This window comes from Campylobacter sp. CNRCH_2014_2849, from assembly GCF_025772845.1.
Taxonomy (GTDB): domain Bacteria; phylum Campylobacterota; class Campylobacteria; order Campylobacterales; family Campylobacteraceae; genus Campylobacter_D; species Campylobacter_D lari_D.
On record NZ_JAKMSW010000007.1, the window covers coordinates 1 to 26,935 of the forward strand.

The window sequence follows — 26,935 nt, forward strand, 5'->3', positions numbered from 1 at the left end:
TAAAACTTTAAAATATAAACTATAACTTTGCTATAATTATGCTTTATATTTTAGAGGTGTGAATGAATAAGATTTTATTACTAGCTGATGGACCTTTTGCGAAAGATTTTTTAAAGAAAATTTATAATAACAAAACCTTCAAAGAGTCTTTGAGTGTTGTGTATTATAATGATGATAGCGTAGACTTAGACTTAGAGAATGAACAAATTTCTTTTTTTAAATTTGATCCTACGAGTTTGATTAAGCTAGAAAATTTATTAAAAGAAAATTTTCATCAAGCTATTATTTATATGCAAGAAGAAGCAGATACATTAGCTTGCTATCAAAATTTAAGAAAATTACATCCAAGATTAAATATAGTTATTATGGATTTGTGGAATAGCCAAATTGATGATAATTTTTGTGAAGTAATTAATATTTATGATACTTTAAGCACAAGATTAACAGGTTGTTTGGATAATATGCCATCAACTGCTCAATTTATAGGACTTGGGCAAGGTGAGATTATGGAGGTTAAAATTCCTGCAGGGTCAAGCTTTGCTTATAGACACATAAGCTCTATTAGCCAAAAACGCTTTAAAATCGTAATGGTTTATAGAAATAATGAATTTATTCTGGCAAGACCTGGGCTTATTTTAATGCCAAATGATAGCATTTTAATCGTGGGTGATCCTAAAGTTTTGCAAAGTGTTTTTACTAATGTTAAAACAAGCTTAGGACGCTTTCCATCGCCTTTTGGAGATAATATACTTTGTATTATAGATATGAAAAAAATGAGTGAGTTTGCTATAGAAAAGCTTATTTTTGCAAGCTTGCTTTTGCATGTAAGAATTAATAGCAAAAAACTTTATTTTAAGGTGATTAATCCTACTTTAACTCCTATGTATTATAAACTTAAATCCTTGCATAAAAATAGCACTGAAGTGATATTTGACTTTGAAAGCACAAATATAAAAAACATTAAACCTTTTGTGGAAAATACTAGCATAGGTTTACTAGTGGTGGAGGATTATCTTTTTGAAAAAGAAAAAAGTTTTCTTTTTACTTTAAAACTTCCTGTGTTAAAAGCAGGTAAAGGGGATTTTGCAGATTTAAAATCTTCTGTAGTTTTAAGTTCAAATTTTGAAGATGTAGAGGGTATTGCTTCTATTATGCTTGATTTTAACAAGCAAATTCAACTAGGCCTTGCCTTGTATTACTATGCTTTAAAATTAAATAAAGCCGAAATTTTTGAATATCATCAGTATTTTGAAAGCCTTTCAAAACTTCATGATGAAAAATTACTTTTGATAGAAGAAAAAGAACATAATCCTATCAATAAATTTTCTTACAAACAAAATATATTGCATTTTGTACCATTTAATGAAAAAATTTTAGGAAACAATTTCAATAAAATTTTAAAAACGGATTTAAATACGATATATTATAAGATGAATAAAAATTATCAATTGTTTATACCATCATTGTGAGAAAATAATGCAAGTTAAGGTAAATTTAGATAAAAATACAAGTTATAATGTCTATATAAATGAGTTAGAAAAATTAAATTTTGATACTAAAGTAGTGATTTTAACTAATGAATTAGTTGCAAAACTACATTTGGATACACTTTTGAAAAAAATTCATGCTAAAGAACTTTTTGTTATAAAAATCAAAGATGGCGAAGAGTATAAAAATTTACAAACTATAGAATACATCTTAGATCAAATGTGTACTTATAGGCTAGATAGAAAAAGCTTACTCATAAGCTTTGGTGGTGGGGTGATCTCTGATATGGGTGGTTTTGTAGCAAGTATATATCAAAGAGGGATAGAATTTATCAATATCCCTACAACTTTACTAGCTTGCGTGGATGCAAGTGTGGGTGGTAAAACCGGAGTGAATAATAAATTTGGTAAAAACTTAATAGGCACTTTTTATCAGCCAAAAGCAGTGTATTGTGAGAGTGAGTTTTTAAAAACTTTACCTTTAAGAGAGCTAGCTGCAGGTATGGCTGAATTTATTAAAATGGCTGTGATTTTTGATGAAGCAATTTTATCTTTTTTGGAAAATTTGGACGAGGATAAAATTTTTAATGCTAAATTAGATGATATTATTTTAGCTCAAATCATCCAAAAAAGTATAGAACTTAAAGCTAATGTGGTTTCACAAGATGAAAAAGAAAGTGGCTTAAGAATGCTTTTAAATTATGGTCATACTTTTGCTCATGTTATAGAAAATCAAACAGGATATAAAAAGTACTTACATGGTGAAGCCGTGGCTATAGGTATGAACATGGCAAATATTCTAGCTTTAAATTTGGGGTTATTAAGCGAGCAAGAATGCCAAAGAGTACAAAAATTGCTTGTGAAATTTAAATTACCCATATCTTATAAAATTTCAAATATAGAAGAGTTTTATAATGCCTTTTTCTTAGATAAAAAAACACATTTTCAAAAGATTAATTTTGTTTTAGTTTGTGGTTTAGGAAAAGCTTGTATAAAAAATGATATATCTAAAGAAGATATTTTACACACTTTAGAGGTGTTTGCATGAAAAAAATTATATTGATTTTGCTCTTACCCTTTACATTACTTTTAGCGCAAGATGATATAGAGCATTTAGAACAAAAATTAAATGAATTACATAATAATTTAGCATATAATACTTGGATAATTAAATATAATAATTTTAACATTTACAGAAAAACTCAAGATGAAATTTTGGCTTTAGAAAAAGAAAGTTTAAAAGCTAATGAACGCAATAAAAGCATTATAGAAAGACAAATTTTAATTTTAAAAGAAAGACTAGAGCTTTTAAGTGAGTATAAAAGTGCAAATTTTTCTAAGATGGTTTTGGCACCTGAAGAAGTTGATAAAATAGATAAGCTAACTAATCCTTTAGCTATTATTTCAGCATACTCACATATAAAAAAATTAAGACGTGACAAAGAAGAATATGTCAATCTTTTAAATAGTTTTAAGCAAACTTTAGATGAGCTTATAAAAGAAAATGTTTTAGTAGCTGAAATAGCTAAATTATCTTCTAATAAAGAGCATGATGAATATTTAAAAATATCCAATCAAATGGTTAGAGATTTTTCACAAACTCTGCGTTTTGGAGAAATTTCTTATTCTGTGTATGAGAAAAAAATTCAAGAAGAGATTGAAAAAACGACAGCTTCAATTAAAATTCAGGGTGTAAGAGCTTTCAATATAGTTTTGGCTATTGTTATAGTTGTAGCCATAGCATTTTTACTCAAATTTATAGCTAGAAAATATATAGGCGATAATGATCGCTTTTATACAGCAAATAAAATCATTAATTTTATTAATATCAATGTAATTGTTTTAATTTTGCTTTTTGGATATATTGAAAATATTAGCTATTTAGTGACCGTTCTTGGTTTTGCTTCTGCTGGTTTGGCTATTGCTATGAAAGATATGTTTATGTCTATGCTTGGTTGGTGTGTGATAGTTTTTGGTGGAAGTTTTAGAGTGGGCGATAGGGTGAGAGTTTTTCAAAACAATACACATTATATCGGCGATATAATTGATATTTCGTTTTTAAGAATAACTTTGTATGAAGATATATCTTTATTAACTTATACAGATAATCGAAGAAGTGGTAGGATAATTTTCATACCAAATAACTTTATTTTTACCAATCTTATATCAAATTATACTCATCATGGGATGAAAACAATTTGGGATGGACTTGATATTACTTTAACTTTTGATTCAAATCATCAAAAAGCCTTAGATATAGTAGAAGAAATCGTTATAAAAGCTTCTAAAGGCTATACAAAAATTGCAAAAGAATCCATGAATAAATTAAGAAATGAATACAGCATTAGAAATCCTAAAGTAGAACCTAGGTTTTTTACATTTTTAGAAGGTTATGGTATGAGAATTTCTGCTTGGTATATGACAAATTCTTATGCGGCCTTGGTTTTAAGAAGTAATATAAGTAAAGAAATTATCAATGAATTTAATAAACATGATGATATAAAAATAGCCTATCCATCACAAAATTTATATATGGCAAAACATGAATTTATAGAAAATAAGGAAGATATTTGAAAAAAAAGGTATATTTTAAAACTTTTGGTTGTAGAACTAATATTTATGATACGCAATTATTAAAAACTTATATTAAAGATCATATTGTCACACAAAATGAACAAGAAGCTGATGTGATAGTTATAAATTCTTGCACGGTTACAAATGGTGCTGATAGTGGGCTTAGAAGTTATATTAATAGTGTAAAAAAAAATGGAGTTAAGGTTATACTTACAGGCTGTGGTGCTGTAAGTAAGGGAAAGGATTTTTTTGATAAAAAAGAAATTTTTGGAGTTTTAGGAGCTTCTAATAAAGATAAAATTAACGAGTTAATCTCACAGGATAAAGCCTTTTATGAGCTTGGAAATTTACGCTTTATCGATACAAAAATCGTAAGTAATTATGAAAATCACACTAAAGCTTTTGTAAAAATTCAAGAAGGATGTGACTTTGCTTGTAGTTATTGCATAATCCCAAGTGTTAGGGGTAAATCAAGAAGTATGCCAAGTGAGGAAATAATAAAACAAATCAAACTTTTGGCTCAAAATGGTTATAGTGAAGTAGTTTTAACGGGTACTAATATAGGAAGTTATGGTTTAAAAGATAAAACTACACTTGGAAAGTTACTGCAAGAAATAGGCAAGATTAATGGTATAAAAAGAGTAAGACTTGGGAGTTTAGAACCTGCTCAAATTGATGAGAGTTTTAAAGAAATTTTAGATGAACCTTGGCTTGAAAAGCATTTACATATTGCCCTGCAACACACTCATGAAAAAATGCTACGCATCATGCGTAGAAGATCACATACGCAAAATGATTTAGCATTGTTTAATGAATTAAATCAAAAAGGTTTTGCTTTAGGAACAGACTTTATCGTGGCACATCCTGGGGAAAGTGAGTTGATATGGCAAGAAGCTTTAGAAAATTTCAAACAATTTAAACTCACACATATTCATGCTTTTATTTTCTCACCACGCGATGGAACGCATTCTGCTTCTATGAGTGAGCGAATTAATGGTGATATAGCCAAAGAAAGATTAAATATTTTAAAAGATATAGTCGCACAAAATAATTATGAGTTTAGAAAAAACCAAAAAAATATTTTAGAAATTTTAGTCGAGAGTAAAAAAGATGGTTTTTATGAAGGCTATGATCAATTTTTTAATAAAATCAAAATTACAAGCAAAGAAGATATTGCTAAACAATGGATAAGTATTGAAAAATATGAATGCAAAGAAGATTGTAACTATGTAAGGTTAGAGGATGAAAAATAAAAAGATTATCTTAGCTTCATTTTTATTGCTTTGTGTTTTTATATTGATTGCATTTTTAAAAAATCAACCAGATTATATTAGCAAGGCTGCTTATGAAGAGCTTTTAGAACAAAATTTAATCCAAAAGGCTATAGTAGAAAATAATGAAATATTATTAAAAAGCAAAGAAGGAAATTTTTTAATCGCTAAAGATGTAGTGGATTTAAATGCTTTGTGGCAAAAAATTCCTTTAGAATATGCTAAAGATTATGATTTGAGTGAGTTTTTTTTGATATTTATTTTACTTGCTTTTCTCATAAGCTTTTTACTCTTTCTTAATAAAAAAAACAAAGATAGGCAAAATTTACTTTCTTTAGAAAAAAATATTTTAGAAAAAAATGAACAAAATAATACCATACAAGATGTAGTAAGTGAAGTTAAATTTAAAGATGTAGCAGGGGTTGATGAGGCTAAGGTAGAGCTTTTAGAAATCGTTGATTTTTTAAAAAATCCTCAAAAATATAAAGATTTTGGTGTGAAAATGCCAAAAGGGGTTTTGCTAGTAGGGCCTCCTGGAGTGGGTAAAACCTTGATAGCAAAAGCAGTAGCAGGTGAAGCTGGGGTGCCATTTTTTTATCAAAGTGGGGCTAGTTTTGTAGAAATTTATGTAGGTATGGGTGCAAAAAGAGTTAGAGAGCTTTTTTTAAAAGCTAAATCAAAAGCTCCAAGTATTATTTTTATAGATGAAATTGACGCAGTTGGTAAAAGTAGAGGGGATTTTTCTAATGTAGAAAGAGATAATACTCTAAATCAACTTTTAACTCAAATGGATGGATTTGAAGATAATAGTGGTGTTATAGTGATGGCTGCTACAAATAAAATCGACCTTATGGATAATGCGTTACTAAGATCTGGGCGTTTTGATAGAAGAATTTTTATATCTTTGCCTGATTTCAAAGATAGAATGCATATTTTGCAAAATTATATGAAAGAAAAAAAATCTAGCGTAGATTTAGAAAAAATTGCAAAAGCTAGTGTGGGTTTTAGTGGAGCTGCTTTGGAGACTTTAGTTAATGAAGCGGCTATTAATGCTATAAGAAGAAAATCAGATTTAATAGAAGAAAATGATTTTTTTGCAGTGCTTAATAAAGTTTTAATGGGTAAAAAAAAGATTTTTTCTCTAAGCGACAAGGAAAGAAAAATTCAAGCCACATATCAAGCAGCTAAAGCCTTGTGTGCTTTTTATTTTGATGTTAAATTTGAAAAAATTACCCTAATTGAAGATAGGTTTAAAGAATATGAAAATACTATCAAATCAAAATCAGAATTATTAAATAAAATAAAAGTTTTTTTAGCAGGTTCAGTTGCTATGGAGCTTATTTTTAATGAAAGTTACACTAATGCACAAAGTGATCTTTTAAAGGTTAAAGAATTGCTCGTTTTTATGGAAACTTTCGCCATGGCAAATGAGGGTTTATTACAAGAGCAAAAGCAAGAAGTGAAAGAATTTTTAGAATTAATGAAAGAAAAAGTAGTGAGATTAGCTAGTATTCTTTTAGAAAATGAAAAAATAGAAAAACAAGATATAGAAAAAATCATAATGGAGTGAAAATGGTAAAAATAGGAATTTTAGTACTTTCAGATAGAGCAAGTAGCGGAGTTTATGAGGATAAATCCGGAGTAGAGATAGAAAAAATTTTAGATTCTTATATAAAAAATGAAAAAAGCTTTTATTATGAGCTAATTCCTGATGAGTATGATTTAATCATAGAAAAATTAGCTTATTTGGCAGATGAAGTAAAATGTGATTTGATTTTTACTACAGGAGGTACAGGGCCTGCTTTGCGTGATGTGACACCAGAAGCAACACAAGCAGTGTGTGATAAAATGCTTCCAGGTTTTGGGGAGTTAATGCGTGCAAAAAGCTTAGAATATGTGCCAACGGCTATACTTTCAAGACAAAGCGCAGGTATAAAAGGAAAATCATTAATTATTAACTTACCGGGTAATCCAAAAGCTATAAGAGAATGTATTGAGCCTATATTTCCTGCTATTCCTTATTGTGTAGATTTGATAGGTGGAGCTTATATTGAAAATAATGAAGAAGTAATTTCTGTGTTTAGACCAAAGAAAAAATAAGTCTAGTTAGACTTATTTTGAGGTTTCATAACCTTGTGATAAAAGTGCATTCATACCACCTTTTAAATTAGTAACTTCTATGTCATTTTGATCTAGTAAAGCAGAAGCTTTAGCACTTCTTGCTCCACTTCTGCAAACTATAGCGATAGGTTTTTTACTTGAAATCTTTTTAATTTCCTCGACGAAATTTTTATTTATACTGCCATCTTCATTGTAAAAGCTAATTTTAATGGCATTTTTTATAGTACCAGTTTGTACCCATTCACTAGGTTTTCTAACATCAATTACTTGATAATTTTCCAAAATATCCGCATTAATATCGATATTTTTAACTTCTGCTAAAACAAAACTAGCACAAAGCATTAAAGATAAAAGTATTTTTTTTATCATTAATTTTCCTTTTTTGTAGCTTCATAACCTTGTGATAAAAGTGCAACCATGCCACCATCTAAATTAGTGCATTCTATACCTAGAGCATCTTCTATCATCATAGCAGTATGTTTGCTTCTTGAGCCTGTAGCGCACACAAAGGCTATGTTTTTATTTTGATAATCTACTTTTTCTTTAAACTCTTGGATAAAGTTTTCATTCATAAAGCCATTATCATCGCAAAGTGCGATGAGTATAGCTTCTTTTATAACCCCATTTTTCCATTCGCTTGGGGTTCTTACATCTATAATGCAAAATTCGTGCAAAATATCTTTAGAAATAGCTATATTTTTCATTTTTCTAAAGCCTTGGAAACGATTTTGCTTAAGGCATTGTTAAATTCGCTAGGGTTATCTATACCCATACCTTCACTAAGTTTAGCCATATTTAGAAGAATATGTGCCATTTCATTAGCTAAGGTATCATTTTCTTTTAAGGCTTTTAAAATTTCATGATTAGGATTGATTTCAAGTATAGGTTTAACTTGCTGTTCTTGCCCCATTTGTTTAAGAATTTGTTGCATAGCAAAATCAGGTTTATTTTGATCATAAACAATACAACTTGGACTATTTGAAAGTCTTTGGCTAAGTTTTACCTCTTCAACTTCATCTTTTAAAACTTCTTTTATTTTGATGAGTAAGCTTGCAAATTCAGCCTTTTGTTCTTCGCTAGTTTCTTCACTAGCTAGATGGTTAATAGCGCTAAATTTTAAACCTTCAAATTCATTCATCATAGGCATAACTATGGTATCAATTTCCTCATCAAGCAATAAAACATTGATATTTTTTTGTTTATAGCTTTCAAGTAATGGAGAATTTCTTAAAAGTTTTTCATTTTTTCCGCTAATATAAAAAATTTCATTTTGACCTTCAGCTAGGTTTTGTTTATACTCTTCAAGATCAATTAATTCTTCTTTGTTTGAGTTTTTAAAGTATAAAAGCTTAGCTATAGCGTCTTTATTTTCGCCAAAACCATATAAACCCTCTTTTAAAACTTTTCCAAAATTTTCATGGAATTTAAGATAATTTTCTTTATCTTTTTCTTTGAATTTTTTAAGTTCAGCTAGGATTTTTTTAACACTTGCTTCTTGAACGCTTTTTAAGATTTTATTTTCTTGTAAGATTTCACGACTAACATTAAGCGGTAAATCTTCTACATCAATAATCCCACGCACAAATCTTAGATAAGTTGGTAATAATTCTTTATCATCATCACTTATAAAAACTCTTTTAACATAAAGTTTTAAACCACTTTTATAATCTACTCTATAAAGATCAAATGGAGCTTGTGCAGGTATAAAGAATAAAGAATTGTACTCTATAGAACCTTCAGCTTTTGTGTGGATATAAAGCATAGGTTTGTTTGAATCATGGAAGTTTTGTTCATAAAATCTTTCATAATCCTCAGCTTTTAAATTTGCTTTATTTTGTCTCCATAAGGCACTTGCTGTATTAATTTGAGTGTTTTTTAATTCTTTTTTAGGTTCTTTTTCGCCTTCTTCTAGTGGTAAATATTCTTCTTTTTCCATGAAAATAGGAAATTGTATATGATTTGAATATTTTTCTACTATGCTTTCAATGCGGTATGAGTTTAAAAACTCTTCATCTTTTAAATGCAAGATTATGCAAGTGCCTTGTTCATCTTTATTTGCATCTTCTATTTCATAACCACTTGCATCAGAAGTCCAAAGATAAGCTTTATCATCTAATGCTTTTTTGCTTAAAACTTCTATTTTAGAAGCTACCATAAAAGCAGAGTAAAAGCCTACACCAAATTGTCCTATAAGTTGAGAGTCTTTTTTGGCATCACCACTTAAGTTTTCTAAAAAGCTTTTTGTACCACTTTTAGCAATGGTTCCAAGATGATTGATTAAATCGTCTTTATTCATACCTATACCATTATCACTTATAGTTAAGGTTTTTGCTTCTTGATTGAAATTAATTTGAATTTTTGGCTCAAATTTTAAATTTTTATAAGCATCATCACTCACGCTTAAATAACTAAGTTTATCAAGTGCATCACTTGCATTAGAAATAAGCTCTCTTAAAAAAATTTCTTTGTTAGAATACAAAGAATGAATCATAAGTTGTAAAAGTTGATTAACTTCAGTTTGAAATTGCATTTATATCTCCTTTATTTAAAAATTAAAAAACCAATCCATACTGCCAAAAGACAAAGGATAACATTTAAAATAATATTTAGAAAAAAGTGAAAATAATCACCATTTTGCAAAAATAACAAATTTTCATAAGAAAAAGTTGAAAAAGTTGTAAAGGCACCCAAAAAACCAGTGCTAATTAAATTTTTAGTAAAAATATGCACACCTTTAGAATTTGCATAAGAAAAAAATAAACCTATTAAAAATGATCCTATTATATTGACCATTAATGTCCCATAAGGAAAGTTATGAGGAATGATTTTATTAAAAAAGTTGCTAGTAAGCATTCTGGATATGGCCCCTAAAAAGCCTCCAAAACCTACAGCTAAAATTGTACCAATCAAGCTTGTGACCTTTCGCTATCTAAGATTGTTTGCATTTTTTCTCTAGTTTGCTCAAGCCAATCATCTTTACTTGTATCGACAAGATCTAGAAATACCACTTTTAAAACACCACTATTTGCACTAAAATTTTGGGTGTCTAAAATTTTAGCTGAATCAACAATTACCACAGGCTGGACTTTTAACTTAAGCTTTTCACTTAAAATTTTAGCTCCGACTTTAAATTTTAAAAGTTTTTGTGTTTTAGATCTTGTACCCTCTGGAAAAATGGCTAAAATTCTATCCTCATTTAATCTTTCTTTGGCTTCTTTTAAAAGCTTTACTAGACCCTTTGGACTTCTATCTATACAAATAATTTTTGGTTTTTTAATCAAAGTTTTAAAAACAGGGAGTTCGCCTAGTTCTTTTTTAGCTATCCAAGATATATTTTTTGGACATAAATCTTCCAAAACAACTATATCTAGCAAGCTTTGATGATTGATTAAAAGCAAATTAGCTTGAGGGTGTATAGAACCTTGGGTTTGAATTTTATAGTTTATTATATATTTTTGCAGTTTTGACCATACTTTTCTGATTTTCCAAATTTTTTCTTGCGATTGCAATAATAAAAAGGCAATACATAAAAAAATAATAGATAAAATAAATTCTACCCAAAATATTAAAGCTTTAAATCTTTGATAAATCTTCACTTTTCACCCAGCCTATTTTTCCATTATTAAATAAAATTTTTTTATATTCATCTCTTGAATCTAACACTTCTACTTCTTGTTTGTATTTCCCAGAATAAAAATGAGTTGAGTTTAGAGTTGGTAAAATTTGTACTTTACTTTCAGCTTTTAATATAGCTTTATATATGTTATTTTGAGCTAAAAAACTTGCTATTAGAGCCAAAATTGCCAAACCTAAAGCTGTGTAGCTTTTTTTAAATACAAACCATAAAGCGAAAATACCACACAAGCTCCATAAAAAAACTTGTTTGTAAAAATTAAAATCATTAGTTTTTGGATTTAAATCACTTTGTGTACTTATACTATCTTCTTTAAGTTCTATTTTTAAGGAAAAATCTTTTAATTCTTTAGAATTTAAATTAAAGTAAGAAAAATCAAAACGCGTTTTACTTTTATCTAAAATAGCATAATAAAATCCACTTTGTTTTTCAAAATCGCCTTTAATAGCCTCTACACCTTGTTTTTGGATATCTTTTATGTTAAAACTTGCTAGATTTGTGTTTTCTCCCGCAAGTTCTATAAATAAAATTATACTATCATTATCAAAACTACTCGCTTTTACTTGTTTAACTTCCAAATTGCTTGCAACTATATGTGAGTATTTATTAGAAGGAGCATCGATTTTTTTAAGTTTAATGGGCTTTATAATTAATGATGAGCTTTGAAAAATATGATCATTTCTACTTAATGAAACGATGATTTTGTTTAAACTAGCATTTAAACTTTTAGCTTCAAACCATAATTTTGTATGATATGAATTAGCCTTTTGTTCCCAAATAGGATTAGGATTGATCCAAAGCATATCATCACTTTTTTCAAAACTCACATTTAAATCAAAACTCACATTAGTTGTGGTAATAACCTCAAGATCTATAGCAAAAGCTTCATCTATGAAAGCTTCATCAGTGTATTCTTTTGCGTTTAATACTAAAGAACCTTGAGGGATGAAATTTTCATCATCGATTTTACTTTCATAATTACTCTCATCACTTGGAGCGATGGTTTGATAAATTTGCTTAGCTTGATCATCTAATTGATTGTAATTTTTTTCTAAAGTGTTATAATCTTCAAAAACACTATTTTCTTGAGCATATAAGTTAAAAGTTAGTAAAAAAAGACAAAAAAATTTGAAGATTTTTAGCAATTTAAAAATCCTTCAAACATTTTAAGTCCTACTTTTGATCCAAGAATATCATCGCACATTCTTTCAGGATGTGGCATTAATCCAAAGACTTTTTTATTTTCATCACAAATTCCTGCTATATCGTTTAAAGAGCCATTTGGATTGTTGATATATCTTAGTAAGATCATATCTTTATCTTCTAGCATTTTAATATCATCTTCGCTATTAAAATAATTTCCTTCTCCATGGGCAATAGGTAATTCTATGATATCATTTTTTTGAAAATTTTTCAAAAAAGCATTATTATTTGATACTACTTGCAATGCTTGCATTTTAGAAATAAAACTTAAACTATTGTTATGTTTCATAGCTCCTTTTAAAAGTCCAAGTTCTAATAAAATTTGAAAGCCGTTACATATGCCTAGAACATATCCACCTTTTTGAACATGCTCTTTAAGTGTTTTTATAGCAGGAGCAAGTTTTGCAATAGCAGCACATCTTAAATAATCTCCATAAGAAAAACCTCCAGGTAATACGATTAAATCTGCACTAAAATCTTGTCTTTCATGCCAAATGATTTCAGTTTTTATCCCTAATTTTTCAAAGGCATAAGCTGTATCAAACTCACAATTAGTTCCAGGAAAACGAATAATAGCTACTTTCATAATATTATCTCATAATCTTCTATCACAGTATTTGCAAGTAATTCTTTACACATTAAATCAACTTGTTTAAAAACTTCTTCTTTATCATCACAAGCTATATCAAAACTAATTTGTTTTGAGGTTTTAACATTTGCAATATTATTAAAATCCAAAGAATGCAAAGCCTTTTCTATGGCTTTGCCTTGAGGATCTAAAACCCCATTTTTAAGTGTGATATTTATAGTTACTTTCATTATTTTTCCTAACTTAAAATTCTTTTTAAGACTTCTTCGTAAGCCATTTTTACATTACCTAAGTCTTGTCTAAAGCGATCTTTGTCTAATTTTTCATTAGTTTTACTATCCCAAAATCTACAACTATCAGGACTAATTTCATCAGCTAAGATCATATTTCCTTCATTATCAATACCAAATTCTAATTTAAAGTCAATCAATCTTAAGCCTTTAGATTCAAAGAATTTTACTAGAATAGAATTGATATGTCTTGCGGTATTTTTGATTAATTCTAAATCTTTTTCACTTTTTACTAGATTTAAAATCAAACAATGCTCATCGTTGATAATAGGATCACCTAAATCATCATTTTTATAACAAAACTCAACTACAGCAAAAGGTAAAATCGTGCCTTCTTTAATGCCTAATCTTTTTGTTAAAGATCCTGTAGCTACATTTCTAGTAATAACTTCAATGGGTATAATATTACATTTTTTAACAATTTGTTCTTTTTCACTGATGGTTTCTACTAGATGGGTTTTAATGCCTTCTTTTTCTAAGAGATGAAAAATTTCAGTACTAATTTTACAATTTAATGCACCTTTTCCTGCTTCATTACCCTTTTTTTCTGCATTAAAAGCTGTTAAATCATCTTTAAATTCTGTGATGAGTAAATTCTCATCATCAGTTTTAAACATTTTTTTACCTTTTCCTTCATATAAAAGATCTAATTTCATAGCTATTTTACTCTCCTTTTGTAATGTTTAAAATTTTAATTGCATCTATTGCGGTTTTTAGTTGTATGTCATTATTAATTTGTTCTTTGGTAATGATATTTCTATCTTCTTTGTTGTCTTTTTTCTTTTCTTGATGTCCGATTTTATCTAGTTCAGCTTGTAAGTGTTTTTTAAGATCACTTTCTTTGATTTCAAAGCCGTGATTTTCTTCTTTACTTACTTTTCCTGGAAATACTTCTATATCAGGATTAACTCCAACAGCTTGTATAGTTCTACCACTTGGTAAATAATATTTTGCTATAGTAAGTCTCAAGCCTTCTTTACCTTTTTCATCCATAGGTAATATAAGTTGCACACTACCTTTTCCAAAGGTTTTTTCTCCTATGATAATAGCGCGTTTAAAATCCTGCAAAGCCCCACTTACAATCTCGCTCGCACTTGCACTGCCACCATTTACAAGCACTACTAAAGGTGCATTAGTGATTTTTTTACTAGGATTTGCTTTAAATTCTACATTCTCGCTTTCAATTTTACCTTTTTGTGAAACGATTACTCCTTTATCTACAAAAAGATTTACTAAACCCACTGCTTGATTTAAAATACCGCCTGGATTGGTTCTAAGATCTAGTATAATTCCTTTTGTATCAGAATGTTTTTTGATCGCTTTACTAGCTTCATCTACAACATTTTTATCAAAATTAGTCACTCTTAAATAAAGTAAATTTTCATTTTCAATTAATTTTGTATAAACACTATCTACTTTTATGATATCTCTTTTTAAATTTACATCAAATGGCTTTGCATCGCCTTTTCTATAAATAGTTAGAGTAACCTTTGTTTTAGGCTCTCCACGCATTTTAGAAACAGCTTCATTTAAAGTCATACCTAAAGTTGATTCGTTATTAATTCTTAAGATAATATCATCAGTTTTAATACCTGCCTTATCCGCTGGACTTCCTTCTATAGGAGCTACAACACTAATTGCTCCATCTTTTTGGGTAATAGTAAAGCCAAGTCCACCAAATTCCCCATTAGTTTGTTCTTTAAGCTCTTTATAACCTTTTTCATCTAAGAAGGAAGAGTGGGCATCTAAATTTGTAAGTAAACCTGCTATGGATTTATCAACCAAATCTGTATAATTAACATCATCAACATAATATTGTTCTATGATAGACATAGTTCTTGTAAGTTTAGATAAAGCTTCTATTTTTTTTTCTGCTTCGCTAGGAGCAGGATTTTTAGCTTGCAAGTTAGTAAAAATAAAAGAAGCGGTTATTAAACTACAAATGCTAGCTGCGATAATAAGATTTCTTTTTGTCTTCAAAGGAAAAACTCCAAAATAAATATGAATTCATAAAATAATTATCTAATTTTAGTTATTTTTGCTTAAAAAATCGTAAATAAAGTAAATATTTTTATGATATTAGCGTGTATATATAAAAAATTATTTATAAATATAACTAAATAAACTTGACAATAATAGACTAAAGTTATATAATACACTTCATATAAAAGTAAAAAGGAGTAAAAATGGCAAATATACAAGATTTTTTAACAGATTCTATGCTTTCAAATATAGAAAGTACAATTTCTTTGGCCATTCATTCTAAGAATAGTGAAATAAAACCTTTGCATTTATTATGGGCTTTAAGTGTTGATAGCTCCAGTTTGCTTAATCAAGTTTTTAATAAATTAAATGTTTCTAAAGAGGCATTTGAGTTAGAAGTAAAAAGTAAAATTTCATCTTTTCCTACTAGCTCAAATGTAAATAAAGACAATATTAAATTTTCAAATGAATTTATTAATTCTTTAGAAAAAGCAAAAGGCTTGGCTTTAGAAAATAAAGATAGTTATTTAGCTGTGGATATGTGGCTTGTTTCAGAAAGTGCTAGCGGGGTTATTAAGGAACTTTTGTCTAAATTTGTAGATTTAAATGAGTTTAAAAAAGAATTGGAATTTATTAGAGCAGGAGCTAAAATAGAAACTAAAACAAGTGATGAAACACTTGATTCTTTATCTAAATTTGGTATTGATTTGACTATGAAAGCTAAAAACAATGAGCTTGATCCTGTTATAGGTAGGGAAGAAGAAATTCAAAGATTAATGCAAATTTTAATCAGAAAAACTAAAAATAATCCTATTTTATTAGGTGAGCCAGGGGTAGGAAAAACTGCTGTGGTGGAAGCTTTAGCACAAAGGATAGTAAAAAAAGATGTTCCTACTTCATTGCAAAATAAAAAAGTTATAGCTTTAGATATGAGTGCTTTAATAGCAGGAGCAAAATACAGAGGTGAATTTGAAGATAGATTAAAAGCTGTTGTAAATGAAGTAATAAAACATAAGAATGTAATTTTATTTATAGATGAAATTCACACCATTGTAGGTGCAGGTGCAAATGAAGGGAGCATGGATGCAGCAAATATTTTAAAACCTGCTTTAGCAAGAGGTGAACTCCATACTATAGGTGCTACAACCTTAAAAGAATATAGAAAATATTTTGAAAAAGATGCAGCTTTACAAAGAAGATTTCAGCCTGTAAATGTAGCTGAACCTAGTGTAAATGAAGCTTTGGCTATGCTTAGAGGTATAAAAGAAAAATTAGAAATTCATCATAATGTAACTATTAATGATAGTGCTTTAGTGGCAGCTGCAAAGCTATCTAAGCGTTATATAGCTAATAGATTTTTACCTGATAAAGCGATTGATTTAATTGATGAGGCTGCAGCGGAATTAAAAATGCAAATAGAAAGTGAGCCAAATTCTTTAAGAAAGGTTAGAAAGCAAATTGAAAGTTTGGAAGTAGAAAATGAAGCTTTAAAAATGGAAGAAAATGAAGCTAATGAAAAAAGATTGGAAGAGATTAAAAAAGAATTAGCAAATTTAAAAGAAGAGCAAATCAAACTTAATGCCAAATTTGAAAATGAAAAAGCAGTATTTAATGGCATAAGTGCAAAGAAAAAAGAAATCGATACTTTAAAAAATGAAGCTATTTTGGCTAAAAATAAAGGAGATTTTCAAAAGGCTGCTGAAATAGAATATGGCAAAATTTTAGAGTGCGAAAAAGAGGTTTTAAATTTAGAAGAAAAATGGAAACAAATGACCCAAGAAGGAGTTTTGCTTAAAAATCAAGTAGATGAGGATTTAGTAGCTGGTATTTTAAGTAAATGGACAGGCATTAGTGTGCAAAAAATGCTCACTTCTGAAAAACAAAAATATTTACATATTCAAGAGTATTTACAAGAAAGCGTCATAGGGCAAGATGAGGCTTTGAGTGCTTTAGCTAAAGCTATTAAGCGTAACAAAGCAGGGTTAAATCAAGCAACTAAGCCTATAGGAAGCTTTTTATTTTTAGGGCCAACTGGAGTAGGTAAAACAGAAAGTGCGAAGGCTTTGGCTAAATTTTTATTTGATGATGAAAAAGCTATGGTGCGTTTTGATATGAGTGAATTTATGGAAAAACACAGTGTATCAAGACTTTTAGGTGCACCTCCAGGATATATAGGGCATGAAGAAGGTGGGGAATTAACTGAAGCTGTTAGAAGAAAGCCTTATAGTGTGATTTTATTTGATGAAGTAGAAAAAGCCCATAAAGATGTATTTAATATACTTTTGGGAATTTTAGATGATGGTAGGGCTACAGATAGTAAAGGCGTAACGATTGATTTTACTAATACTATCATTATCTTAACTTCTAATATAGGTGCAAATTTTATTATGGAGTTAAAGGGCGAAGAAAAAGAAAAAGCTATCAAAGAAGCTCTTAGAAACTTTTTTAGACCGGAGTTTTTAAATCGTTTAGATGATATTATCACTTTTAACCCTTTGGGAGAAAGTGAAGCTAAAAAAATAGTTAAATTGCTTTTTAATACCTTGCAAAAAAGTCTTGAAAATAGGGGTATTAAAGCAAGCTTGAGTGATAATGCTGCTAGTTTAATAGCAAAAGTTGGTTTTGATGTAGATTTTGGCGCAAGACCATTAAAAAGAGCTTTGTATGATATGGTAGAAGATAAATTAAGTGATATGATATTATCGGATGAATTAAATGAAAATGATGAGATTATTATAGATTCTAAAGATGATGAAATCATCATTGTTAAACAATAAGCAAGTGTAATACTTGCTTATTTAGAGTAAAATTATCTTAATAATACTAAATTGTAAATACTTCGTATATTTGATTAAAAAATTATCATTTTTTATCTATTCTTAACAATAAATATTTTAAAATCTTTAATGATATTTCTATAATTTAAGGAACAACAAATGAGTGATTTAGATATTTTTAATCGCCGTTTAGACGCATTAGAAAAACTTCCTCTTTTGAAAAATGAGATTTCTATCTCTAAAGCCTTAGAGCAATCAGGTTTTTCAAGAAGAGATTTTATGAAATGGGCTAGTGCTATGACTGCATTTTTAGCATTACCTGCTAGCTTTACTCCAGTAGTTGCAAGAGCTGCTGAGCTCAGTGATAGACTTCCAGTGATTTGGCTTCATATGGCTGAATGTACAGGATGTTCTGAAAGTTTATTAAGAAGTGATGCTCCTACCATTGATAGTTTGATTTTTGATCATATTTCTTTAGAATATCATGAAACTATAATGGGTGCTGCAGGTTGGCAAGCTGAACATAATCTTGAAGCTGCTATGGAAAAATATAAAGGTAGATATATCTTAATGGTAGAAGGTGGTATACCAACAGGTGCTACAGAAAACTTTTTAACTATAGGACCACATGGAAAAACAGGAAGACAATTAGCAGAACAAGCCTGTAATGATGCTTTAGCTATTTTTGCTATAGGTACTTGTTCAGCTTTTGGTGGTATCCAAGCTGCTAGACCTAATCCAAGCAATGCTGTAAGCTTAAGTAAAGTAACAAATAAAACAGTTATCAATGTACCAGGTTGTCCTCCAAGTGAAAAAAATATTATAGGTAATGTGATTCATTACATATTGTATCAAACATTGCCAGCACTTGATGCCTATAATAGACCAAAATGGGCTTATGGGTTAAGAATTCATGATCTTTGTGAAAGAAGAGGACGCTTTGATGCGGGTGAATTTGTGCAACAATTTGGTGATGAGGGAGCAAAAAAAGGATATTGTCTTTATAAAGTAGGTTGTAAAGGCCCTTATACTTTTAATAATTGCTCAAGAGAGAGATTTAATCAACATACTTCATGGCCAATCCAAGCAGGACATGGTTGTATAGGCTGTTCTGAACCTGATTTTTGGGATACTATGGGACCTTTTGAAGAAGTGATGGCAGGAAGATTATTTGATACTGTTTATGGCTTGGGTGCTGATAGCATTTCAGATAAAATTGGTATAGGTGTGCTTTGTGTAACAGGCGTAGCTGTTGCTGCGCATGCTGTAATTGCTTCATTAGAAAAAAATAAGGATTAAAAATGTCAAAAAGAATTATTATAGATCCACTTACTAGAATAGAAGGACATTTAAGAGTTGAAGTAGTGGTTGATGAAAATAATGTCATTAAAGAAGCATATTCAGGATCGACTTTATGGAGAGGGATTGAAACTATTGTAAAAGGTCGTGATCCAAGAGATGCAGGCTTTTTAACTCAAAGAATTTGTGGTGTTTGTACTTTTTCACATTATAGAGCAGGGATTATCGCAGTAGAAAATGCTTTAGGTATTACTCCGCCACTAAATGCAGTTTTAACTAGAACTTTAATGAATGCAGCTTTATACATGCATGATCATCCTGTACATTTTTATCAACTTCATGGTCTTGATTTTGTTGATGTTGTAAGTGCTTTAAGTGCTGATGTAAAAAAAGCAAGTGATGAAGCATTTAAATATACTGATATGCCTTATGCAACAGGTGCAGATAAGCTTTTAGAAGTTCAGCAAAGACTAAAAACCTTTGTAGATAAAGGAAATCTTGGACCATTTGCAAATGCTTATTATGGACACGCAACTTATCGCTTTACTCCTGAGCAAAACCTTATTGCACTTTCGCATTATTTAGAATGTTTAAGAATTCAAAGAACAATAGCTCAAGCTATGGCGATTTTTGGTGCTAAAAATCCTCATCCACAAAGTTTAACAGTAGGTGGTGTAACTTGTGTTATGGATCTTTTAAACCCATCAAGAATGGCTGAATATATGACTAAATTCCAAGAAGTAGCTGATTTTATTAATCGTGCTTATTATCCGGATTTAATCATGGCAGCTAAAGCTTACTCTAAAGAAGCAAGTGTATTAAATGATGTAGGGGTAAATAACTTTTATACTGAGAGAGAATTCCAAATTTCAAGTGATGAATGGTTGTTTGAAGGTGGTATTATTAGAAATGGTGATTTGAGTAAGGTTGAAGAAGTAGATGAAGCTAAAATCACCGAAGAAGCTACAAGATCATGGTATGCAGACAATGAAGCTTTACATCCTTATGATGGTAAAACTAATCCAAACTATACAGGCTTAATTGATGGTGAAAGCATTGATGATAAAGGCAATATGGTTCATAGTAAGGTATTTGATATTAAAGGCAAATATAGCTGGATTAAAGCTCCAAGATATGAAAATTCGCCTATGCAAGTTGGGCCATTAGCAAATATTTTAGTAAATTATGCTAAGGGTAATAAAATTGTAGTAGAAGCGGTTGATTCTTTCTTAAAAGCTACGAATTTACCAGTTCAAGCACTTATGAGCACTTTAGGAAGAACAGGAGCTAGAGCAATTGAAGCTAAAATTATTGCTGATCATGGTTTAAAAGCATTTGATTCTTTGGTTGAAAATTTAAAAACAGATGAAAGCACTTGTACTACTTATGTAATTGATAAAAACAAAGAATACAAAGGTAGATTTATGGGAAGTGCACCTCGTGGTGCGTTAAGCCATTGGTGTAGGATTAAAAATGGTGTAATTGAAAATTGGCAAGCAGTAGTTCCTTCTACTTGGAATGCAAGTCCAAAAGATGCAAATGGAGTAGGTGGTAGCTATGAACAATGTCTTATTGGTATGAAACTAGCTGATGTTAAACAGCCTTTAGAAGTAATAAGAGCTATTCACTCTTATGATCCTTGTATAGCATGTGCAGTACATGTAATGGATACTAAAGGTAATAATCTTAGCGAGTATAAAGTTAATGTAAATTTATAAGGAAAGGACTTTAGTATGGATTCTAAACATTCCTTAAAATCAAACAGAAAGGCTGAATACGAATTTAGTATCGGTCTTCGTTTTACACATTGGTTAAGAGCGGTTGCAATCGTGATTTTAGTGGGGACTGGGTATTATATTTCTTATGTATTTCAATCTCCATCTATTTCATCTGAACCGACTTTATTTATGCAGGCAAAATATCGCATGGTGCACCAAATTTTTGGTTTTATCTTAATAGCTTGTGTGATTTTTAAAACATATTTGTTCTTTTTTGATTCAAAAAGTGATGGTGAGAGAAAGAGTATAAAAGATATTTTTAATGTAAAATTATGGATAGAGCAAATTAAATTTTACATTTTCTTAGGAAAGCACCCGCATTTACAAGGTGTATATAATCCTTTGCAATTTGCAACTTATTTTTTCTTTTATCTTGTTATGTTTGGGCTTATTTTAACGGGATTAATCCTTTATATGCATGTATATCATGAAGGCTTGGGCGGATTTTTATACAATATCTTAAGACCTATTGAGGTAATGTTAGGTGGATTAGCTGATGTTAGAACCTACCATAGAATTTTAATGTGGGTTGTGTTGATTTTTGTTCCAGTGCATATTTATATGGCTGTGTTTAACTCAGTTAAAGGTAAAGATGGTGCTTTAGATGCTATCTTTAGTGGTTATAAATTTGTAAGAGAAAATCATTGAAACTTCTAATTTTAGGCATTGGTAATATTATGTTTGCAGATGAGGGCTTAGGTGTTCATCTTTGCAAACTTTTAGAAAAAAATTATAAGTTTTATCACGAAAAAGACTCAGTGAGCTTTGTAGATGGTGGAACTTTGGCTTTACAACTTAGCTATATTATAGCTGAATATGATGAAATGGTTGTGATTGATTGTATTGCAGCAGATGATGCTAAGATCGGAGATATTTTTTTCTTTCCTTATGATGTAATGCCAAAAAAAGTTAATTGGAGTGGTAGCGCACATGAGGTTGAAATGCTTCAAACTTTACAATATATGGAGCTTATGGGAGATTTACCTAAAACTCAAATTTTAGCCTGTGTGCCAAAACGCATAGAACCATTGAGTTTTGAACTTTCAAAAGAAGTCTTAAATGCTTTAGAAAAAATGGAGAAAATTTTACTTGATTTTTTAGAGAAAAAAGGCTTTGCTTATGAGAGAGTTGCTAATTATAATATACAAGAGCTTGCTCTAAATTCTTATAAAAGCTAAGCAAAAAGCTTAGCTTAATTTTTAATCATCAAATTTTTGTCCTAAGAAATTTCCATTTACATCAGTATAAATTTCCATCATATTATTTAGTTTAAATTTATAACCTTGAATTTCTTTTTCAACTTTAATTATACTTGCATTTGGGTGCATTTTCTTAATCGTTGCTAAAACATTTGGACTTAAAAAAGAAGTATCAATTGGTCTGTATTTTGCATCAATTTCTTTCCAATCTCCATTGATGAAAAACTCAAGTTCAGTTCCATTATCTAAATAAACATCAAAACTATCAATATCTTGTTTAACTAAAGCAATGTTTGAGCCTGTAAAATGTTTTTGTATAAAATTTTTAGAATTTGCCGGTAAAGCATTTACACCTACAACTATATCTCTTGCAAAAACACAACTTGCTAGAGTTAATGCCGCTAAAGCTATTTTTAATTTCATTTTTTATCCTTTATGTTGAATTATTTATGAAATCATATTGCTATTGAGTGAATTTTGTGTGAACTTAAAAGAAATAGCAAGTATTTAATTGTATAATGATAAAAAAGTTTTTTAAAAGGATAAATAATGTATAGGTTTGCACCATCGCCTACTGGAGATATGCATATTGGAAATTTAAGAGCAGCTTTATTTAATTATATTAAAGCAAGACAAGAAAATTCTGATTTTATTTTGCGTATTGAAGATACGGATAATGCTAGAAATATAGCTGGAAAAGAAGAAGAAATAAAAGCTATTTTGAAAGAATTTGGTATAACTTGGCAGCATTATTATGTACAAAGTGAGAATTTGAAATTTCATCGTCAAATGGCTTTAAAGCTAGTAAGTGAAAAAAAAGCTTTTGCTTGTTTTTGTACCGAGGATGAATTAGCTCATAAAAAAGAACTAGCTAAAAGTAAAAATCAAGCATATAGATACGATGGTACTTGTGAAAAACTTGCAGATATTGATGTATTAAATTGTGAAAAACCTTTCGTAATCCGTCTTAAAAAACCTCAATCGCAAATGAAATTTATAGACTATATTAAAGGTGAGATTGGTTTTAATCCCGAAGATATTGATAGTTTTGTGATTATGAGGGCTGATAAAACCCCAACTTATAATTTTGCTTGTGCGGTTGATGATATGCTAGAAGGTGTTACTTGCATTATAAGGGGCGAAGATCATGTTTCAAATACTCCTAAGCAAGAACATATTAGAGCAAGTTTGGGTTATGATAAAAGCATGACTTATGCACATTTGCCTATCATTTTAAATGAAGAAGGTGTTAAAATGAGCAAAAGAGAGGCTCATTCTAGTGTAAAATGGATGCTTGATAATGGATATTTAGCAAGTGCTATTGCAAATTATTTAATACTTTTAGGTAATAAAACTCCAAAAGAGATTTTTACTTTAGAAGAAGCCATAGAATGGTTTGATTTGAAAAAAGTTTCAAAATCTCCTGCGAGGTTTGACACTAAGCGTTTAATGCAAATTAACCGTGAGCATATAAAAATGCTTGATAATGATAAATTAAATTCTTTATTAAATTTAGGCAAAGATGTAGCTGAGCTTGCAAAATTTTATACTCAAGAAGCTAGCACGCTAAATGAGATAAGAGAAAAAATACAAGCAATTTTTGCAGTTAAAAATTATAATGAATTTGAAAATGAATGTAAGCTAATTAAAGAGATTTTAAAAGATTTGGATTTACCTCAAGAATATGATGAGTTTAAAAAGATTTTGATGGAAAAAACAAATTTAAAAGGTAAAAATTTCTTTATGCCTTTGCGTTTAGTATTAACAGGGGTTACTCATGGACCTGAAATGAGTGAAATTTATACTTTAATTAAGCCTTTTGTTAAAGAAATTATAAAGGAGTAAAATGGGAGTTGGAACAAGTTTGATTGTATCTTTGGTGCAAATTTTTTCTTTAGTTATTGAAATTTATGTATGGATTATAATCATTGCAGCATTGATTTCTTGGGTAAGGCCTGATCCATATAATCCTATAGTGCAAATTTTATATCGTTTAACTAATCCTGCTTATGCTTTTGTAAGAAGGTTTATTCCTACTACTATAGGGAGTATTGATTTAGCACCTTTGATTATTATTTTAGGATTAAAATTTATCCAAATATTTTTATCAAATTTAATTTTAGGAAGTTTATAAGTGTTGAAAAAAAGTGTAGTGTTACTTTTAGCTGGAGTGGTTTTTGCAAATAGTGCGATGTATTCTTATAAAGAATTAGAGCAAAGACCAAATTCTTTAGCTAAGGATTATTATTTATATCGTTTATTAGAAAAAAATGAATTTAAAAAAGAAGAAGTTGAAGGTTTAAAAGAACATATTTATCGTTATGCAGGGCGTATTAAAAATGCCATTGAAGCTATTATTCCGCCTTTGGGGTATAATAAAGAATATGAAGCTTGTTATAAATTTAATACGCAAAATATCTTAGATGCTAATGCTACTTGTCAGCTTATAAGATTAAATAGTTTAACTTTTATACAAGATCTTAATGCTTCAGTGCGTAATGAGATGAAAAAAAATATCCCACAGGATAATCCAAATTTAACAAAACTTTTAGAAGCTTTTGATGCTAAAGATCCTCTAAGTTATGCGGTTTTAAATTATGATAGTGCTAATTTTTATAAAATCTATAATTTCTTAAAAGATAAAAAAGATTTTTTCTTAGAAAAAGATTTTGTAAATGAATTAGCTAAAGAAAAAGAATTTACAAATTTTGTAAAAGAAATTATCATTAAGAAAAAAAGTCCATTGATAAGAAAATCTCTAGTCAATGTAGATGCAAATTTAACTTTTCAAGATAATGCTTTTTATCTAGGTGTAAATGCTATTTTAGAAAATGACGATAAAAAAGCATTGGAATTTTTTCAAGTAGCAAAAGATACTTTTAAAAGCAAACCTTTAGTAGATAATGCAAATTTTTGGCTATATTTGATCACTCAAGATAAAAAGTACATTGATGAGCTTGCTCAAAGTGATTCTTTAAATATTTATAGTCTTTATGCAAGAGAGTTAAAAGGCTTGCCTTTACCTAAAATAGAAGAATTAAAGCCAAAAAAACAAAAAAATGATTTTGATATGAAAGATCCTTTTGCTTGGCAAAAGCTCGCAAAAGAAATTGCAAAAGGCACTCCTAATGAGCTAGAAAAACTTGCAAAAGATTTTTATACCAAGGAAAATATCGCTATTTATGCCTATATTAAAGAAAGGGCCGAAGGTTTTAAAAAACATTATTTTATTATGCCTTATTTTGAATATTTAAAAGATTATTCTACGCAAAGAAAAGCTATGATTTTAGCTTTAGCTAGACAAGAAAGTCGTTTTATACCAACAGCCATTTCAACTTCTTATGCTTTGGGTATTATGCAATTTATTCCATTTTTAGCTAATCATATAGGCAATAAAGAACTGCAAATTCCAAATTTTGATCAAGATATGCTTTTTGAACCAAAAACAGCTTATACTTTTGCAAATCATCATTTAGATTATTTAGAATCTAAACTTAATTCCCCGGTTTTTGTGGCTTATGCTTATAATGGAGGTATAGGATTTACCACTAGAATGCTCAAAAGAGAAGATATGTTTAGAGCGGGAAAATATGAGCCATTTTTATCAATGGAGCTTGTTCCTTATGCAGAAAGCAGGGTATATGCTAAGAAAGTTTTAGCTAATTATGTTGTTTATTTGCATCTTCTGAACGATAATACACCGATTTCGAAATTTTTTGAAACTTTAACTCAAAACACTGATTCTCAAAACACAAATCAAGTTTTAAAATAGGTTTTTGCACTAATTCATCAAGAGTGATTTTGTAATAACTTGCATAATCACTTTTGATGATATATTTAAATAATTTATCATTTTGATCTAAGGTTTTTATATTAGTTTTTTCTCCATCTATGAGTATTGAAATTTGCTCTTGTTTGATGTTGATATTTGGCAAAAAACTAAGTACAAAAACTTCTTTTTGACTTTTTTCATCTAATACAGGGTTTAAATAGCTCAATAAAGCAACTACTCTATTATCTTTATAATTAAAATTAATTTTTTGTGCATACATCAGAGTTTGACTTTTTAAATTAATTTCACTTTGCTCTTGGGTTTTATTAGAGCATGCGGTAAAAATAAGTGTTAAAAAAACAATCATATAAACTTTTTTCATATTTTTGTTCCTAATTTTTTTATAATTATAAGCTTTTAACTTTTAAAAAGATATAATTTCATTTATTTTATTTGATTTAAGGAAGTTATGAAAAGATTAGCAATGGCTTTTAGCGGGCCTTCCAATTCAGGTAAAACGACTTTGATTACTCAAGTTGCTAAGTATTTTATGGAGCAAAATTATAAAGTATGCATTATAAAACATGATCCAAAAGATAAAGCAAGCTTTGATATAGCAAAAAAAGATAGTTTTAAATTTTTTCAAAGTGGTGCTGATGTAATGGTTTTAAGTCCCACAAGGACAACTTTATTTACACATTCTCCAAGTACTTTAGATGAAGCTATTTCTAAACTAGGAGAATTTGATTTTTTATTTATAGAGGGCTTAAAAACCTTAGATATGCCAAGAATTAGCGTTTTTTGTAAAGAAGTAGATGAGAGCTATTTTGCTTATTCTAAGGCTATTGCAAGCTATGAGAAAATTGAAAATAAAAATTTAACTTGGCTTTATTTGGATGATTTGGAAAGTATTTGTGATTTTATATTAAAAAATTCAAAAAAAGTATAGAGGTAAAAT

Annotated in this window: 27 protein-coding genes; 15 read left to right on the top strand and 12 right to left on the bottom strand. The window is 29.1% G+C overall.

Features of this window, described 5'->3' with window-relative positions; all coding sequences use genetic code 11:
* The first annotated feature begins 62 nt into the window (after positions 1-62).
* Genes L8X33_RS05725 through mog form a run of 6 tightly spaced genes read left to right on the top strand, consistent with a single transcriptional unit; the run spans position 63 to position 7,432 of the window.
* A complete protein-coding gene (locus L8X33_RS05725; RefSeq protein ID WP_263670207.1) occupies positions 63-1,469 on the top strand; it encodes a COG3400 family protein in 1,407 nt (468 codons plus the stop codon).
* A gap of 7 nt (positions 1,470-1,476) precedes the next feature.
* Positions 1,477-2,535 (top strand): 3-dehydroquinate synthase, encoded by a 1,059-nt coding sequence (gene aroB / locus L8X33_RS05730; RefSeq protein WP_263670208.1) that lies wholly within the window; start codon positions 1,477-1,479, stop codon positions 2,533-2,535.
* Entirely contained in the window at positions 2,532-4,061 is a 1,530-nt protein-coding gene (locus tag L8X33_RS05735) for a mechanosensitive ion channel family protein (RefSeq protein WP_263659670.1), read from the top strand. The genes aroB and L8X33_RS05735 overlap by 4 nt, the downstream gene beginning before the upstream one ends.
* Positions 4,058-5,314 carry a tRNA (N(6)-L-threonylcarbamoyladenosine(37)-C(2))-methylthiotransferase MtaB gene (gene mtaB / locus L8X33_RS05740; RefSeq protein ID WP_263662417.1) on the top strand — a complete coding sequence of 419 codons (1,257 nt, stop codon included), beginning with the start codon at positions 4,058-4,060 and terminating at the stop codon, positions 5,312-5,314. Before L8X33_RS05735 ends, mtaB begins: the two co-directional genes overlap by 4 nt.
* A complete protein-coding gene (locus L8X33_RS05745; RefSeq protein WP_220566232.1) occupies positions 5,304-6,902 on the top strand; it encodes an AAA family ATPase in 1,599 nt (532 codons plus the stop codon). The genes mtaB and L8X33_RS05745 overlap by 11 nt, the downstream gene beginning before the upstream one ends.
* Positions 6,903-6,904: 2 nt before the next feature.
* Positions 6,905-7,432, top strand: a complete 528-nt coding sequence (gene mog / locus L8X33_RS05750) for a molybdopterin adenylyltransferase (RefSeq protein WP_039618174.1) — start codon at positions 6,905-6,907, stop codon at positions 7,430-7,432.
* A gap of 12 nt (positions 7,433-7,444) precedes the next feature.
* Here the strand turns inward: mog and L8X33_RS05755 are convergent, their stop codons facing one another.
* The 10 genes from L8X33_RS05755 to L8X33_RS05800 are packed head-to-tail and all read right to left on the bottom strand — an operon-like array spanning position 7,445 to position 15,149.
* Positions 7,445-7,822: a rhodanese-like domain-containing protein gene (locus L8X33_RS05755; RefSeq protein WP_263660306.1), complete on the bottom strand. Its 378-nt coding sequence runs from the start codon at positions 7,820-7,822 to the stop codon at positions 7,445-7,447.
* Positions 7,822-8,157, bottom strand: coding sequence for a rhodanese-like domain-containing protein (locus tag L8X33_RS05760; RefSeq protein WP_263660307.1), 336 nt, complete (start codon positions 8,155-8,157; stop codon positions 7,822-7,824). Before L8X33_RS05760 ends, L8X33_RS05755 begins: the two co-directional genes overlap by 1 nt.
* Positions 8,154-9,983: a molecular chaperone HtpG gene (htpG, locus tag L8X33_RS05765; RefSeq protein ID WP_263670210.1), complete on the bottom strand. Its 1,830-nt coding sequence runs from the start codon at positions 9,981-9,983 to the stop codon at positions 8,154-8,156. Before htpG ends, L8X33_RS05760 begins: the two co-directional genes overlap by 4 nt.
* 11 nt (positions 9,984-9,994) lie before the next feature.
* The gene (gene crcB, locus L8X33_RS05770; RefSeq protein ID WP_263666563.1) at positions 9,995-10,363 is read right to left on the bottom strand and encodes a fluoride efflux transporter CrcB; all 369 of its coding nucleotides are present in this window, start codon (positions 10,361-10,363) and stop codon (positions 9,995-9,997) included.
* On the bottom strand, positions 10,360-11,049 hold the full coding sequence (locus L8X33_RS05775) for a lysophospholipid acyltransferase family protein (RefSeq protein ID WP_263666562.1): 690 nt from the start codon (positions 11,047-11,049) through the stop codon (positions 10,360-10,362). Before L8X33_RS05775 ends, crcB begins: the two co-directional genes overlap by 4 nt.
* On the bottom strand, positions 11,027-12,232 hold the full coding sequence (locus tag L8X33_RS05780; protein WP_263670212.1) for a hypothetical protein: 1,206 nt from the start codon (positions 12,230-12,232) through the stop codon (positions 11,027-11,029). Before L8X33_RS05780 ends, L8X33_RS05775 begins: the two co-directional genes overlap by 23 nt.
* Positions 12,226-12,876, bottom strand: a complete 651-nt coding sequence (gene purQ, locus L8X33_RS05785; protein WP_263666561.1) for a phosphoribosylformylglycinamidine synthase subunit PurQ — start codon at positions 12,874-12,876, stop codon at positions 12,226-12,228. Before purQ ends, L8X33_RS05780 begins: the two co-directional genes overlap by 7 nt.
* Positions 12,873-13,109, bottom strand: a complete 237-nt coding sequence (gene purS, locus L8X33_RS05790; protein WP_220566240.1) for a phosphoribosylformylglycinamidine synthase subunit PurS — start codon at positions 13,107-13,109, stop codon at positions 12,873-12,875. The genes purQ and purS overlap by 4 nt, the downstream gene beginning before the upstream one ends.
* Positions 13,110-13,117: 8 nt before the next feature.
* The gene (gene purC, locus L8X33_RS05795) at positions 13,118-13,825 is read right to left on the bottom strand and encodes a phosphoribosylaminoimidazolesuccinocarboxamide synthase (RefSeq protein WP_133318981.1); all 708 of its coding nucleotides are present in this window, start codon (positions 13,823-13,825) and stop codon (positions 13,118-13,120) included.
* A 7-nt stretch (positions 13,826-13,832) separates the two neighbouring features.
* Positions 13,833-15,149 (bottom strand): S41 family peptidase, encoded by a 1,317-nt coding sequence (locus L8X33_RS05800; RefSeq protein ID WP_318529721.1) that lies wholly within the window; start codon positions 15,147-15,149, stop codon positions 13,833-13,835.
* A gap of 206 nt (positions 15,150-15,355) precedes the next feature.
* On the opposite strand from L8X33_RS05800, the gene L8X33_RS05805 reads away from it, so the two are divergent.
* From L8X33_RS05805 to L8X33_RS05825, 5 genes are all read left to right on the top strand, one after another.
* Entirely contained in the window at positions 15,356-17,929 is a 2,574-nt protein-coding gene (locus tag L8X33_RS05805; protein WP_263660313.1) for an ATP-dependent Clp protease ATP-binding subunit, read from the top strand.
* 159 nt (positions 17,930-18,088) lie between these two features.
* Positions 18,089-19,228, top strand: a complete 1,140-nt coding sequence (locus L8X33_RS05810; RefSeq protein ID WP_133318935.1) for a hydrogenase small subunit — start codon at positions 18,089-18,091, stop codon at positions 19,226-19,228.
* 2 nt (positions 19,229-19,230) lie between these two features.
* On the top strand, positions 19,231-20,946 hold the full coding sequence (locus L8X33_RS05815; RefSeq protein ID WP_220566244.1) for a nickel-dependent hydrogenase large subunit: 1,716 nt from the start codon (positions 19,231-19,233) through the stop codon (positions 20,944-20,946).
* Between the two features lie 15 nt (positions 20,947-20,961).
* A complete protein-coding gene (cybH, locus tag L8X33_RS05820) occupies positions 20,962-21,654 on the top strand; it encodes a Ni/Fe-hydrogenase, b-type cytochrome subunit (protein WP_263670213.1) in 693 nt (230 codons plus the stop codon).
* On the top strand, positions 21,651-22,184 hold the full coding sequence (locus L8X33_RS05825; protein ID WP_263670215.1) for a HyaD/HybD family hydrogenase maturation endopeptidase: 534 nt from the start codon (positions 21,651-21,653) through the stop codon (positions 22,182-22,184). Before cybH ends, L8X33_RS05825 begins: the two co-directional genes overlap by 4 nt.
* Positions 22,185-22,205: 21 nt before the next feature.
* Here the strand turns inward: L8X33_RS05825 and L8X33_RS05830 are convergent, their stop codons facing one another.
* Entirely contained in the window at positions 22,206-22,628 is a 423-nt protein-coding gene (locus tag L8X33_RS05830) for a PepSY-like domain-containing protein (RefSeq protein WP_263670216.1), read from the bottom strand.
* Between the two features lie 126 nt (positions 22,629-22,754).
* Between L8X33_RS05830 and gltX the strand changes: the two genes are divergently transcribed.
* The 3 genes from gltX to L8X33_RS05845 are packed head-to-tail and all read left to right on the top strand — an operon-like array spanning position 22,755 to position 25,977.
* Positions 22,755-24,050, top strand: a complete 1,296-nt coding sequence (gltX, locus tag L8X33_RS05835; protein WP_263670217.1) for a glutamate--tRNA ligase — start codon at positions 22,755-22,757, stop codon at positions 24,048-24,050.
* Between the two features lies 1 nt (position 24,051).
* Positions 24,052-24,339: a YggT family protein gene (locus L8X33_RS05840; protein WP_012661430.1), complete on the top strand. Its 288-nt coding sequence runs from the start codon at positions 24,052-24,054 to the stop codon at positions 24,337-24,339.
* A complete protein-coding gene (locus L8X33_RS05845; protein ID WP_263670218.1) occupies positions 24,340-25,977 on the top strand; it encodes a lytic transglycosylase domain-containing protein in 1,638 nt (545 codons plus the stop codon).
* Here L8X33_RS05845 and L8X33_RS05850 read toward each other — a convergent pair.
* On the bottom strand, positions 25,865-26,359 hold the full coding sequence (locus tag L8X33_RS05850; protein ID WP_263670219.1) for a hypothetical protein: 495 nt from the start codon (positions 26,357-26,359) through the stop codon (positions 25,865-25,867). The two genes, L8X33_RS05845 and L8X33_RS05850, sit on opposite strands and share 113 nt — an antisense overlap.
* An 87-nt stretch (positions 26,360-26,446) precedes the next feature.
* Between L8X33_RS05850 and mobB the strand changes: the two genes are divergently transcribed.
* Positions 26,447-26,926 carry a molybdopterin-guanine dinucleotide biosynthesis protein B gene (mobB, locus tag L8X33_RS05855; RefSeq protein ID WP_220566249.1) on the top strand — a complete coding sequence of 160 codons (480 nt, stop codon included), beginning with the start codon at positions 26,447-26,449 and terminating at the stop codon, positions 26,924-26,926.
* Positions 26,927-26,935 lie beyond the last annotated feature (9 nt).